The organism is Hominimerdicola intestinalis, assembly GCF_054655215.1.
In genome coordinates this window covers 28,279-47,054 of record NZ_BAAHNZ010000007.1, presented here as the reverse complement: position 1 = coordinate 47,054, position 18,776 = coordinate 28,279, and the positions used below count along the sequence as shown (strand labels likewise).

At 41.3% G+C, this 18,776-nt stretch carries 17 protein-coding genes; 12 read left to right on the top strand and 5 right to left on the bottom strand.

Annotated elements, in window-relative coordinates; translation table 11 throughout:
* Nucleotide 1: 1 nt before the first annotated feature.
* The 3 genes from ACYQ0H_RS07705 (at nucleotide 2) to ACYQ0H_RS07695 (ending at nucleotide 3,616) form a co-directional block, all read left to right on the top strand.
* The gene (locus ACYQ0H_RS07705) at nucleotides 2-1,099 is read left to right on the top strand and encodes a DHHW family protein (RefSeq protein ID WP_459812259.1); all 1,098 of its coding nucleotides are present in this window, start codon (nucleotides 2-4) and stop codon (nucleotides 1,097-1,099) included.
* A 217-nt stretch (nucleotides 1,100-1,316) separates the two neighbouring features.
* Nucleotides 1,317-2,402 carry an aspartate carbamoyltransferase gene (pyrB, locus tag ACYQ0H_RS07700; RefSeq protein WP_459812258.1) on the top strand — a complete coding sequence of 362 codons (1,086 nt, stop codon included), beginning with the start codon at nucleotides 1,317-1,319 and terminating at the stop codon, nucleotides 2,400-2,402.
* A 215-nt stretch (nucleotides 2,403-2,617) separates the two neighbouring features.
* Nucleotides 2,618-3,616, top strand: a complete 999-nt coding sequence (locus ACYQ0H_RS07695) for an N-acetylmuramoyl-L-alanine amidase (protein ID WP_459812257.1) — start codon at nucleotides 2,618-2,620, stop codon at nucleotides 3,614-3,616.
* Between the two features lie 113 nt (nucleotides 3,617-3,729).
* Here ACYQ0H_RS07695 and ACYQ0H_RS07690 read toward each other — a convergent pair whose 3' ends face one another.
* On the bottom strand, nucleotides 3,730-4,020 hold the full coding sequence (locus ACYQ0H_RS07690) for a hypothetical protein (protein ID WP_459812256.1): 291 nt from the start codon (nucleotides 4,018-4,020) through the stop codon (nucleotides 3,730-3,732).
* A 164-nt stretch (nucleotides 4,021-4,184) separates the two neighbouring features.
* Between ACYQ0H_RS07690 and ACYQ0H_RS07685 the strand changes: the two genes are divergently transcribed.
* The 4 genes from ACYQ0H_RS07685 to ACYQ0H_RS07670 all read left to right on the top strand — a co-directional run bounded on the left by ACYQ0H_RS07685 (nucleotide 4,185) and on the right by ACYQ0H_RS07670 (nucleotide 8,885).
* Nucleotides 4,185-5,024 carry a polysaccharide deacetylase family protein gene (locus ACYQ0H_RS07685; protein WP_459812255.1) on the top strand — a complete coding sequence of 280 codons (840 nt, stop codon included), beginning with the start codon at nucleotides 4,185-4,187 and terminating at the stop codon, nucleotides 5,022-5,024.
* A 160-nt stretch (nucleotides 5,025-5,184) separates the two neighbouring features.
* Nucleotides 5,185-7,227: a hypothetical protein gene (locus tag ACYQ0H_RS07680; RefSeq protein ID WP_459812254.1), complete on the top strand. Its 2,043-nt coding sequence runs from the start codon at nucleotides 5,185-5,187 to the stop codon at nucleotides 7,225-7,227.
* Between the two features lie 226 nt (nucleotides 7,228-7,453).
* A complete protein-coding gene (locus tag ACYQ0H_RS07675) occupies nucleotides 7,454-8,350 on the top strand; it encodes a nucleotidyltransferase family protein (RefSeq protein WP_459812253.1) in 897 nt (298 codons plus the stop codon).
* 31 nt (nucleotides 8,351-8,381) lie between these two features.
* Nucleotides 8,382-8,885 carry a GNAT family N-acetyltransferase gene (locus ACYQ0H_RS07670; RefSeq protein WP_459812252.1) on the top strand — a complete coding sequence of 168 codons (504 nt, stop codon included), beginning with the start codon at nucleotides 8,382-8,384 and terminating at the stop codon, nucleotides 8,883-8,885.
* On the opposite strand, the gene ACYQ0H_RS07665 is transcribed toward ACYQ0H_RS07670, so the two are convergent.
* The 4 genes from ACYQ0H_RS07665 to ACYQ0H_RS07650 all read right to left on the bottom strand — a co-directional run bounded on the left by ACYQ0H_RS07665 (nucleotide 8,872) and on the right by ACYQ0H_RS07650 (nucleotide 13,101).
* Complete coding sequence (locus ACYQ0H_RS07665; RefSeq protein ID WP_459812251.1) at nucleotides 8,872-9,951, bottom strand: ATPase; 1,080 nt, start codon at nucleotides 9,949-9,951, stop codon at nucleotides 8,872-8,874. The genes ACYQ0H_RS07670 and ACYQ0H_RS07665 overlap by 14 nt on opposite strands.
* Nucleotides 9,952-10,107: 156 nt before the next feature.
* On the bottom strand, nucleotides 10,108-10,941 hold the full coding sequence (locus ACYQ0H_RS07660; RefSeq protein ID WP_459812250.1) for an alpha/beta hydrolase: 834 nt from the start codon (nucleotides 10,939-10,941) through the stop codon (nucleotides 10,108-10,110).
* Nucleotides 10,942-10,968: 27 nt separating this feature from the next.
* The gene (locus ACYQ0H_RS07655; protein WP_459812249.1) at nucleotides 10,969-12,078 is read right to left on the bottom strand and encodes a M15 family metallopeptidase; all 1,110 of its coding nucleotides are present in this window, start codon (nucleotides 12,076-12,078) and stop codon (nucleotides 10,969-10,971) included.
* A 216-nt stretch (nucleotides 12,079-12,294) separates the two neighbouring features.
* Nucleotides 12,295-13,101, bottom strand: coding sequence for a DNA-3-methyladenine glycosylase family protein (locus tag ACYQ0H_RS07650; protein ID WP_459812248.1), 807 nt, complete (start codon nucleotides 13,099-13,101; stop codon nucleotides 12,295-12,297).
* Nucleotides 13,102-13,192: 91 nt separating this feature from the next.
* Between ACYQ0H_RS07650 and ACYQ0H_RS07645 the strand changes: the two genes are divergently transcribed.
* From ACYQ0H_RS07645 to ACYQ0H_RS07625, 5 genes are all read left to right on the top strand, one after another.
* On the top strand, nucleotides 13,193-13,657 hold the full coding sequence (locus tag ACYQ0H_RS07645; RefSeq protein ID WP_459812247.1) for a GNAT family N-acetyltransferase: 465 nt from the start codon (nucleotides 13,193-13,195) through the stop codon (nucleotides 13,655-13,657).
* A gap of 1 nt (nucleotide 13,658) precedes the next feature.
* Nucleotides 13,659-14,342, top strand: coding sequence for a DUF6062 family protein (locus ACYQ0H_RS07640; protein ID WP_459812245.1), 684 nt, complete (start codon nucleotides 13,659-13,661; stop codon nucleotides 14,340-14,342).
* Nucleotides 14,343-14,866: 524 nt separating this feature from the next.
* Nucleotides 14,867-15,133, top strand: coding sequence for a hypothetical protein (locus ACYQ0H_RS07635; protein ID WP_459812244.1), 267 nt, complete (start codon nucleotides 14,867-14,869; stop codon nucleotides 15,131-15,133).
* A 226-nt stretch (nucleotides 15,134-15,359) separates the two neighbouring features.
* Nucleotides 15,360-16,169: a 23S rRNA (guanosine(2251)-2'-O)-methyltransferase RlmB gene (gene rlmB, locus ACYQ0H_RS07630; protein WP_459812243.1), complete on the top strand. Its 810-nt coding sequence runs from the start codon at nucleotides 15,360-15,362 to the stop codon at nucleotides 16,167-16,169.
* Nucleotides 16,170-16,193: 24 nt separating this feature from the next.
* Nucleotides 16,194-18,635, top strand: coding sequence for a hypothetical protein (locus ACYQ0H_RS07625; RefSeq protein WP_459812242.1), 2,442 nt, complete (start codon nucleotides 16,194-16,196; stop codon nucleotides 18,633-18,635).
* The last annotated feature ends 141 nt before the right edge of the window (nucleotides 18,636-18,776 follow it).

Sequence of the window (18,776 nt, the reverse complement as noted above, 5' to 3'; positions counted from 1 at the left end):
AATGAAAAAAATATTGAATTATATATCTGTATTTCTGTTTTTCGCTTTTATTTTAATGTTTGCAGTAAGCACAGTTTTATTCCGTAATACTGGATCGGCTAAAGATAAGATCCGTGAGGGTGATACTGTTCAGAAGCAGCTGCAAAGCTATATAAGCAGCCGTTTTCCGCTCAGGAACAATTTCAGATCACTTTACAGTACAGTTATGGTAGGCTCGGGTCAGAATCGTCTGGGCAGTATTTATGTTGACGAGAACAGGCTTATAGAAATTTTCGATAAAACTGATGAAAAAAGGATAAACAACGCGGTAGGATATATCAACAGCTTTAAGGAAAAGCATAAAAACAGCGCAGTTTGCGCTATGCTCGTTCCAACGGCTTCAGGCATATATAAATCACAGCTTCCGTCCTTTGCTTCTGCAGTAGATCAGCAGAAGCTTATTGACGATATTTATTACCGTCTGGATAAAAGTATTGTAACTCTTGACGCATTTAATCCGCTTTTTGCGGCAAGGGACGACTATATTTATTTCAGGACGGACAGCAGATGGACTTCGTTTGGAGCTTACGCGGTCTATAAAAGCGTTATTCCAAAGCTTGGCTTTCAGCCGGTCGATCTTTCAAATTACGATATTGAATATGCCGACAGAAGCTTTTACGGCAACCTGTATTTAAAAACCTATTACGGAGGAGTATCCGCTGATACCATTAATATATTCAGAAACAAAAACGGAAGCTATGTTACCGGTACGGAAGGCTATAAGAATGAGCAGAAATTTACGTCTAAATCGGTATACTACGATTCTGCGCTTCAGTCCGGGGATAAGTACGGTATCTTTCTGAACGGAGATCAGTATAAAAAATATGTTGTAACTACATCCGTCAGTTCAGGGCCGGATATTCTTATTATAAAAGGCAGCTATGCTAACTGCATGATCCCTCTGCTTACGCCTCACTACAGGAGCATTACGCTTGTTGATCTTGATAAGCTTGAAAATGAGACCCTTGAAGATGTTGTAGATATTGAAAGCTATGACCAGATCTTGTTTTTGTATGATATAAAGCAGTTCTGCAGAAGCGGCAGCTTTGAACTTCTGTAAAAGTAAACATAATTCAGTCTTGATTTTAATATTTGAACGTCGGCTAGTTCTTTACCCTACGTCCTGCCGTAAAAAGACGGAAGGATCATATCATTCTCCCTGAAATTCCATTTGATTGCTATATATTTTATCCTCAGAAAATCAGCTGAACTATTGAAAATCGGGAGAATTTGTGGTATAATGTCAGAAACGTGTTTTTGATGAAAGGTTGGTTTATATGAGCGGCTATAATGATTTTATACATCTGATTGACCTAAACGACTATCCGGTTTCGTGGTGGAAGCAGCTTCTGGAGCTTGGTCATGCAATAAAGGAAGATCCTCAGGATTACAGTGAAGCCTGTAAAGGGAAAATAATGGGTACTCTCTTTTATGAGCCTTCAACCAGAACGCAGATGTCTTTTCAGACGGCTATGCTGAGATTGGGAGGAACGATCATAGGCTTTGATAACCCTGCGACCTCGTCTGTTGCAAAGGGGGAGAATATAAAGGACACTACCAAGATAGTATCCGGATATGCTGATATTCTCGTTATGCGCCATCCTGTTGCTGGTTCGGTAAAGGCAGCGGCGCTTACTGCCGAATGTCCGGTAATAAATGCTGGCGACGGAGGTCATCTTCATCCAACTCAGACGCTTACCGACCTGCTTACGCTCAGAGAGGAAAAGGGTACGCTTGAGGATCTGACTATCGGGCTGTGCGGCGATCTTAAAAACGGAAGAACTGTACATTCGCTTATTAAGGCGATGTCCTGCTTCAAGGGTAATAGGTTTGTGCTTATATCAACGAAGGAGCTGGCGCTTCCTATGTACGTTAAGGATTTACTTGCCGCAGGAGGTCATGAATATAAGGAGGTTTCAAGTCTTGACGAAGCTATGCCTGAACTGGACGTTCTTTATATGACAAGGATCCAGCAGGAGCGTTTTGCTTCTAGAGAGGAATACGAGGCTCAGAAGGGCAGCTATATCCTGGATAAGGCTAAGCTTATAAACGCAAAGCCGGATCTTGCGGTTCTTCATCCGCTTCCTAGAGTAGATGAAATAGCCGTCGAGGTTGATGACGACAGCAGGGCAATGTATTTTAAGCAGGCAAAATACGGAATGTATATCAGAATGGCGCTGATACTGACTGTTCTCAGCGGAAAAGGTACTCCTGCGCCGCTTGTATACGGCAGAGTCCTGCCGTATGTAAAATGCTCAAATCCTAAGTGCATTACAAATCACGAAGAATATCTGCCTAAATATTTTATCGGCAAAGGTGATACTGTTATATGCGAATACTGCGACGAGAGAACTCTGATATAAAGCGGATATGCTGACAAAGGCTTTTGGGCTTTACTATAACCGTGCGGCTCGGTATTATCTTTACCGTACGGTTAGTTTTTGTAATAATATTATGTAGTTTGGCGTCTTATTCCTAAATACATCTGACGTTCATGTAAAATTAGGTGTAACTTAATTGATTAAAGGTGTAAATTGTAGTATAATAATACTTATAAAATATAAGGAGTTAATTTTTCATGGCGAATATTTCAGATGAAGAATTTGAAAGACTGTACGGAAGACCGCCGGTAAGGACTGCCAGAAAGAAGAGAAAGATATACTGGAACCGGATAATTATAGCTGCTTTTATCTTTATACTTATAATTTTCGGGATATTTCAAATGATAAAAAGTATAATAAATCATTTTAAAAAGGAAGATAATATTCCTGCCGCAGCGCAGACCGACTCTGTTTTGGAAAGCGATACTCAGAGTACGGCAGAATCTCAGGTCAAAGTGTCCGAACTGCAGTTTAAGGTATGTATTGATCCAGGACACGGAGATACCGACGGCGGAACGGCAAATGCGGACAACACAAGGCTTGAAAAAGACGACAATTTAAGAATTGCCCTGCTGGTCCGAAAATATCTTGAGGAATACGGCGCGACAGTCGTTATGACAAGATCGGACGATACCTTTGTTGAGCTTGAGGAACGCTGTACTATCGCAAACGACGCAAAGGCGGATATGTATGTTTCGCTTCACCGCAATAGCTACGATGGAGATATTAGAGGCGTTGAGATCTGGGTACATAATAAAGAGCCTAAGGAGGATACCGTATTGGCTCAGAATATAATGAGCAGGCTTTCGGAAGCCGGAATTTCGGAAAACCGCGGCGTTCAGTACGGATATGTCGGAATTCCCGGAGATAATTATTATGTAAACGCTGATACGAAAATGCCAAGCTGTCTTGTTGAACTGGGATTTATAACCGACGAAACGGACAACAGGCTTTTTGATAAAAATATTGACGCTTATGCTAAGGCTGTTGCTGAGGGAATTATCCAGTCGGCAAAGGATCTTGGTGTTATTGATGATGACGGAACCAGACTCTTGAATCAGCAGCTTATTTCTAAGGATAAGGAATATGATTCATCTCTGACCGACAGTACGGGGTCAGGAGAAAACAGTGCATCAGATTTTCCGCCCGGAGGACATTTATATAATCAGGGAGAACAGCAGAATTATAACAGGTAATAATCGCAGATAAAACAGCAGCGCAAAAGCAGATTGCTAAAGCGCTGCTGTTTTTAATTGCGATAAATCAGTTTAGGATCAACAGCTTCTGATTTTCATTTATAGATGCAAAACTAAAAGCTTCCGCCGTTTCTGCGGTATTCGTCAGCCTTTTCGTTTATTTTTTTTGCAAGTTCGTCAAGCCCTGCGGGAGAGTATTCCTCATGAAATTCACAAATATAGCTTTCTGGTCCAGTCAGATCAAAGCACTTTTTTCCTAGCCAGATAACTCCGTACAATTCATCGGAGCCGTCGTTTTGTCTGTACATTATCCTATAGTTGAATTCCTGAAAGACGCTGCCTGTCCATATGTTTTTAAAATCAAAAAAGGTAAATGTAGGCAGATCCAAGTAACCGTTAAGCATTTTAATTCCTCCGTAGTCATGCATTTTTATGTTTAATGCTATTATATCATAAAAGCCGTTTTATATCAAGTTTAAAAAATACAGAATTTTCATAGACCTTTTCAGATAAGTTTTGAAATTTTAGTGGAATACTAATTTTAAAATATTTGAAAAGGAGCAATGAAATGAAAAAAGTTTTGTTACTGGCATTGGCTGCGGCTGCGGTGCTTACCTCCTGCGGCAAAACAGAAAATGCAGCTGACAGCAAATCCTCGCCTGAAACAGCGCAGTCCGAAAATCTCGTAGAACCGGTCATAATCGGCGCACAGACGGCTGTAAAGAATTTTTCGTCACTGTCAACTGAAAAGCACGGTTACGGTCAGGGAGTTCAGCTGGACGATAAAAACCGTCCGACGGGAGCTTTGGATTTTAACAGTGCATACGGAAAATATAACGCTAAAGCTATTACCGAAGATAAGGGAAAGATATATCTTACTTTTGATCAGGGCTATGAAAACGGATATACCGCACAAATACTGGATACGCTTAAAGAGAAAAAGGTAAAGGCTACGTTCTTTGTACTTCAGGACTATGCGGAGAAAAACCCTGAGCTTGTAAAGCGTATGATAGACGAGGGTCATACTGTCGGAAATCATTCGGTAAGCCATTATTCAATGCCTTCGCTCAGCGAACAGGAATGCCGTGACGAGATCGAGGGACTGCATAAGTATATCAAGGACGAGTTCGGCTATGAAATGACGGAATTCCGTCCTCCGATGGGAGAGTTTTCCGAGCTTTCTCTTGCCGTAACTCAGGACTGCGGCTATGAAACTGTTCTCTGGAGCTACGCTTATGCTGACTGGGATGTAGATAATCAGCCGTCTGAGGAGGAGGCTTTCGGTAAGCTTACCGGAGCGGTTCATGACGGAGCGATCTATCTTCTTCACTCGGTATCCTCAACTAATACTGAGGTACTGCCTGATTTTATTGACGCGGTAAGAGAAAAGGGATATGAGTTCGGCTGATCATATTAAAGGGTTATATTCCCTAAAGTGCGGAAACAAACAGTTTTCCGCACTTTTTTTGTTTCTGTTTTGTAATATATGACACCTTGACATTCTGTTAATAATGTGTTATATTTTATTTATTAAGTTATAATCATAATTAAAATTTGGAGGGAACAAAATGCTGAAAAAATCATTCTTGACGCCGGTGCTTTCAGGAGTTCTTGCGCTGACCGTAGTTGGTTCAGGCGTATTGTACTATTTCGACAGAAGCGGTGAAAAGGACGGCGGTAAAGATAAAACAAATGAGAAAGGCATTTCTCATGTATCCGAAAATATAGGGGATACTATAGATCTTGCGGAAAAAGCTATTAAGGGAGAGCTTGATTTTTCGTATTCAGCCGAAGCAGAGCTGAAGCTGGGAGAAGGGCTTACTAAAGATATCGGTTACGAGGTTAAGCCGTTTGCTGTTTCTGCGGCAACAAAGCAGAAGGGCAAGAAAACTGCTGCCGATATGAAGTTTAAATACGATTCCAAAGATATTGTTACCCTTAATACCGTTTATGATAATGAAACTGAAACTGTTTACATAAAATCACCTGAACTGAGCGATGCTTATCTCAGCGCGTCCGCCGACGATATAACTAAGCTTATGGAGGGTTCTGGCCTTGCTGATGAATTAAAATCAGTTTCACCTACCGGTTCTTCTGTTACTGCAATGGCGTCAGGATATGCTTATGCGGATATTTTCGATGCTCTTTCGGAAATTGATTACGGCGCGCTTGCTGACGATATGGAAGGATATTGGAAGCTTATCGTTGAGAATTGTCCTGAGGGCAAGGAAAGCGGCAATATTTCTGGAGATATAGACGGCAATTCCTATAATTATCAGGTAAAGACCTATGAGGTTACGGGTCAGGTCATGTATGATATAATGATTGACGTAACGGAAAAAGCTAAGAGCGATGAAGTAATTAAAGACCTGTTTGTTAAAATGGGAATTAGCGAGTCGGATTACGATACAGTTTTAGACAGCATGATATCTGAGATTGAGCCGGAGGAGGAAGAGCTAAAGGAAGTTCTGATGTCGGTTGACGTTTACTATGACGGTGAAACAGCGGTTGGATTCTCAACTTCAATTGAAGATGAATTAAATGTTAAAATGGTATCAATTGAAACTGACGAGGTTTACGCTGTTGATATGACTATGGATATAGACAATTCACAGATCTTTACGTTTAAAGGTTCTGCCAGAAACGACGGCGGAAAGGTAAACGGAAAGTTTGATCTCAGCGTTGATGACGGTTCTGATAATGTAGGAATGAGCATGACATTTACCGATCTTCAGGCTCAGGGAGAGTTATTTTCCGGATCTATGAAGTATGATCTTACAGTTGTCGATGCGGGAGAAACTGTTTCTCCGAGTATTGAGCTTGTTTCAAACAGCACTGAGGATAAGCTTGATATTACGGTAAATATTGAAGAAAGCGGAACGAATTATCTTACTGTAACAGTAACCGGAGAGGAAACAGACGCTTCAGATATTACTGTTCCGTCCGATAACATATATTCGTTTGACGAATCCGGCGTTGAAGCTTACATAGCTACCTGTAAGACTGACGAGCTCGAGGAAAACATTAAAAATGCATTGGGCAGCGATCTGTATAACGATATATTCGGAGGAAGCGAAAACGGCGATCCAGATTATAACGCTCCTGACATAGATAACAGCGACGGAAACGAAGGTAATACCGGGATCAACGAAAATATCGAAGGCTACGATGAGTATGAATATCCTGAACTAAGCGGCTGTGAGTTTAAGCTTAACGGAAAGGCAATAAAGTTCCCCTTGAAATACAGTGAGATCCAGTCTGGTTTTGATACAGATATTGATTCCTTGGACAGCAAGCAAAGCTATTTCCTGTCTTCTGCTGATTCAGATGTATACGCAAACGTATACAATATCAGTGATAAGAAGATAGCGATCAAGGATGCAGAAGTGACCGGGATCACTTCATACGGAGGCGATGAATTTACCATTGAAGGATTAGGCTGCGAATCGTCTGTTGCAGACTTAGAAAAGGCTTTCAGCGGCGTAAAGGTAAACGACCCGGATTTCTCTACTGTTTGTGTGTATTCGGAGGAGTCCAGTGTTATGTTCGGAATAACAAACGGTAAGATCGATTATATAGCTTGGTACAATGATGCTTCAAATCAGTATTGATAATATTTTAAGCCGCCTTTAAGGGCGGCTTTGTTTTTGCTGAAGTATCAGTGTTATATTGACAAACTAAAAGAAATATGTAATAATATAAATATAAAGCAATTAAATAGACAGAGCCTTGCGGGACACGCTCATTCAGCAATGAGCATATAAAAAAGCTTCGCAGGTATTTACGGAACACGGAAGGAGGATATGCTCACGCTTATTCTGTGAGCATGAGTATTAAATGAAAGACTGCACTTTGGTCATAATGGCGGCAGGTCTGGGAAGCCGGTTCGGCGGTGGTATAAAGCAGCTTGAGCCTGTTGGCCCTAATAATGAAATAATAATGGATTATTCGGTATACGACGCTTTAGAAGCGGGCTTCAATAAAGTGGTATTTATAATCAGAAGGGATATAGAAGAAGCTTTCTGCAAAATGATAGGCGGCAGGATCGCCGAGCACGTTAACGTTCAGTATGTTTTTCAGGAGACATCGGATATTCCTGAAAAATATAAAGCTTTGGAAAGAGTTAAGCCATGGGGGACCGGACACGCTGTGCTGTGCTGCCGCGGAACTGTAAATGAGCCGTTTGCGGTTATAAATGCAGATGATTATTACGGTAAGGAAGCCTTTGTCAAGCTTTATGAACGTCTTACTGAGGAAATTAGCTCCGACGGAATGAACTTAAGCATGGCTGGATTTATCCTGAAGAATACGTTAAGCGATAACGGAGCCGTAACAAGAGGGATCTGTATGGTCGATGATGACAATAACCTGGTAGAAATAAAGGAAACCTATAATATAAGGCGTGAAAACGGCAGAGTTCTTGCAGGAAACGGCTATGAGGTAAGCGAGGACAGCTATGTTTCAATGAATATGTGGGGCTGTCCGCCTGAATTTATTGATATTCTCGGCGGAGAGTTTGAAGAGTTCCTTGAAAAGTACGGCAATGATCCGAAAGCAGAATTTCTGCTGCCTATAGTTATAGATAAGCTTCTGAAAAGTAAGACCGCAAGCTGCCGGCTGCTTGAAAGCCGTGACAGGTGGTTCGGAGTTACATACGCCGAGGATAAGCGGGCTGTTTCCGAATCAATATGCCGCCTTATAAGCGAGGGTGTATATCCCGAAAAGCTTTGGTAAATAATAATCTCCCGTATATGCGGGAGATTTTTTGGATTATTTTTTATTTATGAAAAAGAAAGGAGTCTGCGCTTATACGCAGGCAGATGTGAAAATGATACGCAGATTTAAAGATACCGACAGGGAGATATTTATTGAAATGGCTGAGGAATTCTATAATTCCCCCGCCGTACTTCATTCTATTCCTATAAGCCGCCATTCCGATACATTTGACGAGATAATTAAGGGAGGATGTTATCTCGATGGGTATATGTTTGAATATGAAGGACAGCCTGCCGGCTTCGGAGTTACTGCCAAAACATATTCGCCCGAAGCAGGAGGTATAGTTATATGGGTAGAGGATCTGTATATAAGACCTCAGTTCCGTTCAAAGGGACTCGGAAGACTGCTGTTTGAAGAGCTTGAAAGAAACGGAGATCCACGGTTAAAAAGAATACGCCTTGAGGTCGAGGAAGGTAATATAAAGGCGATCTCTCTTTATAAAAGGCTTGGATTCAGACATCTGCCGTATGGACAGATGGTCAAGGAGCTTTAGACGCTCTGCTTTCGATCTCCTTTATGATCTTATCGGCTGCTGAATTGAGTTTATCAAAATCCATTGCTGAGATATAATACTTTTCGATCTCGTCATGGATCTCCTTTGCAGTTTTTATCGTCCTTACAGCTTCCTCTGTAAGGTCCTTGCAAGCTGCTTTATTCATTTTAAGTCTTACTCTTCGCTCGGAAATAAGCTTCTTATCATAAAAACGAGTAAGATTGAGATGCTTTCCGGCAGTAGTATCAAAGTCGTTGACCGAGCTTCCATTGATAAGCGCTATACCAAGCTCAGGAATAAGCATATGCTCATAAGCGGTATTGTTAAACATCTGACTCGGACAGATAATAACATCGTAATCCCTTACAGCCGCTTCATCTGCGAGAACCGAGATAAGATAATTTGATACGGCGTAATAATCGTCTGCCATGTAATAAACGTCGAAATAATCATTAAGTGTTTCAGTAAGAGTATAAATTCCGTATTCGGTAAGAGCAGTCAGCTGACGGAATTTTTTTGCGCCTGTTCCGCTTCCTTTCCTGCCGAGGATCTTTTTCTTAAAGCGTTCAATAAATGAATCCAGCTTTTCAGCGGAAATACAATCAGAGCCTATCTGATATGTATCGGAATAAATATTTGAAACTGCACCGGTAAACCGTTTGGCTCTTGCAAGCATAGATTTGTTTGCCGCCGTTACCTCTGAGATCATCGCTCCGTTCTCTTTAAGCAGCTCTTCGTTCCAATAATCACCCAGATTTATTATCTTCTGATTTACGCCCGGAATAAGGGGATCAAATACATGAGGCGAGGTTCCGTCAACTATAGCCGCTTTAGAGCCTTTAAAAACTACTGCGTCCAGTGAAGCTGGGTCTGAGGAGCAGTAATATCTCTCAACGTGCTGAGTTTTTTCAAAGTAATTGGCGGCTTTTTTCATAAGCGAGGACTTTCCCGTACCTGCGCCGCCCTTTAAAATATAGGTAAACATTCCGTCCTCAGCAATAACCTTACCAAATTCAGTGGAAAACCCATTCGAGGTCATTGCACCTAAAAAATAAACTTCTGACATATAAATCCCTCCAAAATTATTGTAATGATTTATAATATGTAAGACGCTTGATTTCTGTTAAGGTGTTTTCTCGGTAAAAAAGGCTGTTTTGCAGTAAATGCGAAACAGCCTTGATATTTATTTAATAAACTAAAGCAATAATTCCTTTGATGCTTTTTATAAACGTAAGACCCATTCTATTGCGAGCTTTGCCCAGCCTGAAGCTACGGGCTGATAATGAACTTCGGAGACCGCAGTCGTTTCGTCGCAGAGCGCAAGACCATGACCGCCGTATTCATAGATATGGCTTTCAAACGGAATATGATATTTTGACAGAGCCGACATATAAAACAGAGTATTTTCAACAGGAACACAGCCGTCGTCGGCGCAGTGCCAAAGAAATGTCGGCGGAGTGTTTTCGTGAACTCTTTTTTCCAGTGATACAAGCTCTCTAAGCTCAGCTGATTTTTCTTCTCCGATAAGATTAAGTATAGAGCCTTCATGGGTATATTGCGGATCGCTTGTGATTACCGGATAGCAGAGTATTGAGCCGTTTACCTTTATATCTTTCGGAGTACATTTCAGCGGTTTAGTAAGCAGTTCGCTGTCCCAGAAGTTTGCAGCCGTACCGGCAAGATGTCCTCCTGCCGAAAAACCGACAACTATGATTTTATCAGGATCTGTATCATATTTATCTGCGTTTTCACGGATATGCTTCACTGCCGCCGCACATTCAAGAGCCGCTGTGGGGAATTTCTTTTTTACACATGAATATCTGAGTACAAATGCGTTTATCCCCGCGCCTAAAAACCTCAGGGCAATAGGCTCTGCCTCGCGTTCCGAGCAGTAGTCATAGCCGCCGCCGGGGCAGATCAGAACCGCTCTTCGTTTTCTTATTCCCATTTCGGTATTAAAGGTGCTTGTATAACAGTCGAGTACCGGCGTACAGCTCTCTTCGCTTAATCCGGCAACAGAATAATCGACTTTAATTTTTACAGTTTCCTTGTTCAAGATAATTACTCTCCTTAAAAATATGCTTTAGTCAGCGCTTTCGCTGTGGGACGCTTCGGAAGATCTGTCCGATACGGAAGAAGTATCGTCAGCTTTATCGTCCTTTTCTTCGGAGGATACAAGCTTGACGCACACAGCGTAGCCTCCTATATTGTCTCCTGAGATCTCATATTCGTATTCCTCGTCGTTTTCGTTAAGAGGGACAGGGCAGTTAGTTGTTTTCTCACTGCTCATAGGTGTATAATACAGGGCATAGCAGTCTCCGTTGAAGCTCTTAAAGCTGTATGGATTTTTAAAAGTATACTGCTTGATAAAATCAAGATATTCCTCAAGACAAAGATCGTTAGCATGCATAATCTCAGCGTGAGGAAGTCCGACATATCTGAAATGATTGGCAAGTCCGCTTACTCTGGTAATGGCTGACTTGGATTCGGTATATCTCTGTATAAATCCGTATTTCCAGCAGTTTTCCGAAAACCATGTGTACTTTCCCGTACCGTCGAAGGCAGGATATGTGCCTTCGTCAGCAAGATAAAGCTGAAGATCAACTGCAAGTCCGGAGTCATGCTCAAAGCACGGCTTCTCAGTATGGGCTTCGTTATCGGCTTTGCTGTTTTCCTCTTCGTCCGAAACAGAGCCGGTATAGATATCACTGACCATTATTGTTTTCAGCTTCGTATCCTCATAAAAGCCGCAGAGAAGCGAATTGAAAGCTTTAAGCATTTCCTTTCTTCCCATTACCTGAGTGCTGCTTGTAGAACCTATCTGTGCGCCGCTCTTATCGAAAAGGTAGCCGTAAACGCCGTCAAGGTCTGAGGGCGCTCCTCCGCTGTACTTATATGTGGAATTAAGCATGATCAGGTTTCCGCTGCCCAGCGATTCGCTGTTTTTAACGCTTATGTATTTATAATTTCTGGTAAGTTTCTGAGCCTGAAAAGTCTCAGAGGATTCGTCTTTTACAGATGAGCCGTCGTCTTTCGCAGCCGAACTGACAGAAGCGGCAGGTTTCGTTTTTTCGCCGCCGTTTGAATTGGAATTGCACGATGTGGAAAGTGCGAGAATACCAATCAGCAATATTGCCATAGCGGCGGCAATATTTTTATATTTATAATGTTTTACCGCAGTTTTACTGCTCATAATCTTCAGCCTTCTTTCCGAATATCATACAAGTTAATTATAACACATTTTCTGCCTGCTGTGAACACTATTTTTGAAGCTTTTGAGTATTTCAACTTTTTGCACAAATAATCCAGTGCGTATTTAACATATTACACAAAATCCAGAACATAAATCGTTATCGAAAAGTAATGCGGCACAATATATTGTGTTTTAAATTCAAAGGCTGACAGGTTTTTATTCTTCAAGATTCCTTATGTAATGGAAAAGATACTGCTGAGCAATTCCCTCATAACCCTTTACACAGTCAGGAAGTCCGTTTGGATACCACCGTTCCATAACGCGCTTTACCCATACGTCGACCGGAAATGCTTCAATACGGTACATTCCGAACAGAAGAGCGCATTGAGCTACCTTTGGGCCTACGCCTTTAATCGTCATCAGAGCCGCTCTCGCTTCGTCTATAGGCATTGCGGAAACTGCGTTTAGATCAAGTTCTCCCGAATTTAATTTTCCAACAGCGTCAACCAGATATTTTGCCCTGAAGCCAGACCTGAGAAAAGCAAGGCTGTCAGCCGTTTCCTCTTTCATCATTTCGGCTGAGGGATAGCTGCCGTAATGCTCACAGAGCCTGCCTATAATTCCTTTTATTCTCGGAATATTGTTATTCTGTGATATTATAAACGAGGATAGAGCTTCCCAGCTGTCCTGACGGAGTATCCTTATCCCTCCAGCATACGAGCAGGCCTTTGACATAGTTTCGTCTTCGGAAAATCGTTTTTTTAGTTCTGAATAGTCAGTGGACAAGTCCAAATAATTGCACCATTTGTCAAGAAAGTCACGCTCCGAAGTATCTTTCAAGCGGAAGATATGTTCAGCTGTATTTTCGCATGATATAATAAGCGGCGTGTTGAGATAATATCCGCTGTAGCAGTCTGTTCCGATTTTCTGCCAGCGAAACGCCTGTCCGCAGTCAAGGGTATCGTCAAGGTCGAAATCCTCCTGACATAGCAGAATATCCTTTCCGTCAACCTTATAATCCATAAAATTTCCTCTTTTCTATTGCAAAATCGTTTTAAAACCATTATACTATAAATATATAAATTTTTCAACAGATTTTATAAGGCGGTTTTTTATGGAGATCAGGAGAGCGGTATCTTGTGACGCTGAAACAATAATGCAGATCACTCATGCGGCGATAGAAGCGGTTTATCCGATTTATTATAACGGCAGCTGTGTAGAATTTTTTCTGAATTTACACAGCTTGGGGAACATAAAGAGCAGCATAGAAAATGACAGTGTTTTTATTTTGGAGGCTGACGGTAAGCCTGCGGCAACCTGCGCTTTTAACGAAAACCATATATTAAGGCTGTTCGTGCTGCCGGAATTTCAGAATATGGGTTATGGAAGCAGACTTATGGATTATGCCGAGAAAATAATAAAAGGCTCATATTCTGACACATATCTTGAAGCATCGCTTTCCGGGTGTATCATGTATGAAAAAAGGGGATATAAAACTGTTTGTCACCGAGCTGAGAAAACAAACGGCGGCATTTTAGTATATGAAGTAATGAAAAAAGATTTTGATCCGGAGGTTTGAAATGAGAGAAAGTATTTTAACCATACCTGTAAATGAGATATTTGAGCCCAAATGCGGCTGTCCTATATGCCGTATGAGAGATATGCTTGAGCAGCGTACTATCGAGTATATAATGGGAGCGGCAATGATGGAGCCGGATGTGAGAATGGAAACAAACCGCTTAGGATTCTGCAAGACCCATTTTGAGCAGATGCGTGCTTGTAAAAACCGTCTTTCGCTGGCGCTAATGCTTCAATCCCACTTACAGGATATTCAGAAGCATATTTTTAACCGCAAAAGCATATTTGAGGGAAAGACTGCAAAGCAGAAAAAGGTATCATCCGTAAACAGCGAGTGCTTCGTCTGCTCGAAGATTGAATGGGGAATGTCTAGGCTTATGGTGACCTTTTTTGAAATGTATGAAAAGTCTAGGGATTTCAGGGAGCTTTTCAAAGCTCAGGAAATGCTTTGTCTGCCCCATTATGACCTGCTGGTAGGTATGACAGCTGACAGTATGGATAAGCGCTGGCAGAAGCAGTTTATAGGTGACTGCGGTGAGCTGACTGAAAAATATCTTGATCTCCTTGAAAAGGACGTATCTCATTACTGCAAAATGTACGACTACCGCAATACTGGAAAGGACGCCGACTGGGGCAATTCAAAGGATTCGATAGAGAGGGCAATTCGTTTTCTTACAACAAGGTAATTACATACCGGTTACAAATATTACGCAGTTCATTATGCACGGCTGTAGAATAAAAGTACGATTTTACAGACTCATTATCAGCAAATCGGGAAAATCAAAAGTTTTGATATTATCAGGGAGTTTTTTTGTACTTTTTAATATAAATTAACGTCGTTTATACAAAACAAATTAATAATAAACGTAAACTGCTTTAAAATCAAAGTATACGGAAAGCAAAAAATTTAGTACTGATTCTTTTAACTGAAAATTCATATTTGTAACTGTATTTTATTCCATTTAGTGTAAAAACAGAAGCTGATTTGTACGTTTTTTTAGACTTGAATGTTTTTCAACATATAAACAAGCCCATAAAAAGCCGTAGTTTTCAACGATTTCAACAGGATTATCAACACTTTTTAATATCAGAATTGGGTTTTCAACAGGCTTTTCAACAAAATCTTGAAAACTCCGTAGTTTAAACCTTATTTTTGTGTCAATAATATCATTGCAAACCAAAAATGTGCAAAACGGAGTGTTGATAATAAATGTTGAGAGGAATTAATAAACAAATCATTGAAGTTAAGTGTACGAATAATGAATACTTTGAAAAAATATTGTTATTTGTAAAAGCTGAAAAGTCTGATTCTCCCAGTGAAATATTACACGTTCAGGCAATTAACTGCTGCAGCGCTTTTACGTCTGCTTTCCCTAAAAGAAAGCGCCGAAGCTTTACCAAAACAGCGGCGGCAGTAGTTCTGTTATGTGCGCTTGGACTGGTCATAGGAATTTCAGCAGCGGCTTTGCTGTTATAGAAACGTCAGGCATAACGACGGCAAAAATCCGCTTTTATCGGCATATTTACCTCTTATAGGCTGTACGGGTGCCAAAGTTCAGTGAGAATTTTTGTTGAAAATGTATAAAGTAAATAAAAATCTTCAAAGGCTATTGGCTTTTGAGGATTTTTGTGTTATAATTTAATTTGATATAATGTTTTTCAGACGTTGAATTTTATGTGTTATTACAGGAAAGCAGTGAAATATGAATAACAGAGAAAAAAGCTTTGATAAAAGCAGGGACAAGCGTACTTATGACGGAGCTAAAGCTGACTGCGGCGACGAAAAGGGTTTGATAATAGGAAGAAATCCTGTTATTGAAGCGCTTAAAGCCGATAAGCTTATAGACCTTATATTTGTTAATTCCGAAGCCGGAGGCTCAATATCCCTTATATGCAGAATGGCTAAGGAAAAAGGTATACCCGTTAAGCAGGTAAACGAGCAGAAGCTTGCAAATATGAACAGGGGAGCGTCGCATCAGGGCGTTATAGCTATGGGCGCCTGTGCTGAATATGCGGATATTGACGATATACTTAGATTAGCTCAGGAAAAGGGCGAGGATCCTTTTATTATTATCTGCGACGAAATAGAAGATCCTCATAATCTGGGCGCAATAATAAGAACTGCCGAGGCGGCGGGAGCTCATGGGATGATTATTCCTAAGCGAAGAAGCGCTTCGCTGAATCAGACTGTATTCAAAACCTCTGCCGGCGCTGCCAGCTGGCTGCCTGTCGCAAGGGTTTCAAATCTTGCTGCGGCTGTAGATAAGCTGAAGGAAAATGGCGTTTGGATATACGGTACCGACGGTGCCGGAGAAGATTATTCAAAGGTCGAAATGACAGGTCCTATAGGTCTGATAATAGGCTCAGAGGGTTTCGGAATGAGCAGGCTTTTAAAAGAAAAATGTGATTTTCTTCTGAAGCTTCCGATGGCAGGTAAGATCACTTCTCTTAATGCCTCGGTAGCAGCGGGGATATTTATGTATGAGATAGTAAGACAGCGCAGAGCTGATTAAGTTAGAAATTAAGGAGTGAGAAATTTGGCTGATAAATTTTCGTTAGAAGATATAGTGGCTGAGTATTCCAACAAATCTGCCGTCGGCGGAAATGAAAATGACGATATCAGTGTTGACGAAATTGTAGAAGAAGCAAACGAAGAAATCTTAAATACCTCTGAGATGCCCGTAATTAAAGGTGCAGATGAAATGCGTGAAAGTATTTTTACAGCGAAGGAAACTGAGAGCGGACTGAGCGGCAGGGAAGAGGCTGTACAGGCGAGTGCAGTTATAGAGGATAATCCTGCGGAAGCTTATGAAAACCCTGCCAGAAGGCTTTTCAAAAGGAAGACCGGGCAGGAAAGAGTAAATATCAAGGAACTTGAAGATTCTATTAGAGCTGAAAAAGAGCGTGATATGAAGCGCAGCGAGGAAAACGCTCAGGTGATCGAAAATCTTATGAAGCTGAAAAAAGAGCGCGGAACGGTAAAGAAGAACAATGACGTTTCACCTGTAAGCCGACCTACAGTAAAGGATATAGATATGGGTCTTACCGGTAAAATAATCCCGAAAACGGAGGAGTTCGATAAGGCGGCAGATATACCTGAAAACGCTACATATGAGGAAAAATCGCGTCTGCTGTCTGAAAGAAGACAAAAGAAGATAGACAGCTTTAAGCTTAAAACTGAGGAGAATTCAGCCGAAAATGCGGATCAGAGGGACGGTGAAGCAGCTCAGAAGGAGTTTGAAAGCTTTGATGAAGCTCCTAGAATACTAAGAGATATTCTTCAGGTAAAAAGCAATTTGGTTATGCGTATGTGCGTACTTATGTTTACAGGAGTTTTCAGCCTGCTTATAACGCTTGCCAACGACTTTTCTCTGCCTCTTGTTAAAGTTTTCGATAAGACAATGAGTCCTTCGGCATATCTTTTTACAAATACTATACTGGGTCTTATTTCGATAGCGGTTTCCTATACCGTTTTGTCTGGCGGTATTAAGAATCTGTTCAAGCGCAGAGCCGACTGCGACAGCATTGCGGCAATAGGGATTTTTATGTCAGTTATTGCAGGAATAATCACGCTTTTTGAGCCGTCCGTTGTAAGGGAAAGCTTCTATCATGTGTATACGTCTGCGGCGATTTTCGGACTTGTATTCAATACGCTTGGAAAGCTGATGATCGTAAAGAAAACGGAACGTAATTTCCGGTTTGCGGCAGGGGATTACGAGCGCTATGCTCTGGTCAATATTAACGACGAGGATGTTGCAAGCAAGTTTACAAAGGGTGCGCTCAACGATTTTCCGGAATTGGCGGCAATGAGAAAAACCGAATTTGTGAATGACTTTATGAAAAACTCTTATTCAGCAGATATATCAGACGGTTTTGCCAAGAAAACTGCACCGTTTATACTTCTGGCAGGACTTTTAGTGGGATTACTTTCGCTGATATTTGAAAAGGGAGCTTCGGGCGGAACAGAGAAATTCTTTACTCTGCTTGCAGTAATGTCAGGGACTATCTCAATGTGCTCCTCTCTGGCTCTCATGCTTGTGGTAAATGTGCCGATGGGCAGGGCACAGAAAAAGTTCTTACAGTATTCGGGCGTAATGCTTGGATATTCGTCGGTTGAAGAATTTGCAGATACAAATTCAGTGCTGGTTGACGCAGAGCAGCTGTTTCCTAACGGAATGGTTGATTTCGTAAATTTAAAGCTTCTAAGCTCTGCAAGGATAGAGGACTGTATACTTATGGCGGCAAGCCTTGCCTGTCAGGCGGGAAGCGTACTGAAGCCTACCTTTTATAAAATGCTCAGAGGAAAAACGGAAATGCTTTATCCGGTTGAAAGCTATATTTATGAGGACGGACTGGGACTTTCGGGCTGGATAGAAAACAAGCGTGTTCTGCTCGGAACGAGAGAGCTTATGGAAAATCATTCGATAGAGGGAATACCTACTGAGGCAAAGGAACAGGAGTACGCTAAAGGAAATATTGTTCTTTATTTGTCTGTATCCGGAGTTGTTTCTACATTGTTCGTAGTTCAGGCAAACGCCAGTCTTTCAGTTACGAGATGGCTTCAGGAGCTGGAGGAAGAGGGTATTACCGCAGTAGTCAGGACGGCTGACGGATTTATAAGCGTTAATTTCCTCTCAGAGCTTTTTGGAATAACTCCCAACAGTATAAAGCTTCTTCCTTTCAGATTCCATAAGGAGTACGAAAATCAGACAGAGTATATTCCCAAAATTTCTTCCTCAATGCTTTGCTCAGGACATTTCCCATCTTTTGCAATGCTTTTAATCGGAGCTAAAAGGCTGAAGTTTATTACAAATCTCGGAATAGCGGTTCAAATGGGAGCAGCGGTTCTTGGCGGTGTTCTATCGATCATTATGATGCTTCTGGGAGCGTTTTCACAGATCACGCCATCTTTGGTAATATGCTATAATATGGCGTTTGTACTGCTTACTCTGATTATACAGCACTTTAAGAAAATATAGAGTTATTAAATTGACCTGACCTATAAAAGCTTATCTGCCGATATTATCAAAATGCTTATAGTTGTCCCTTGATTTTGCATACGTCCGAGGAATAGGGGGATTATGAACGGTTAAGATTTGCAAACAGAATAGAAAGCGTCA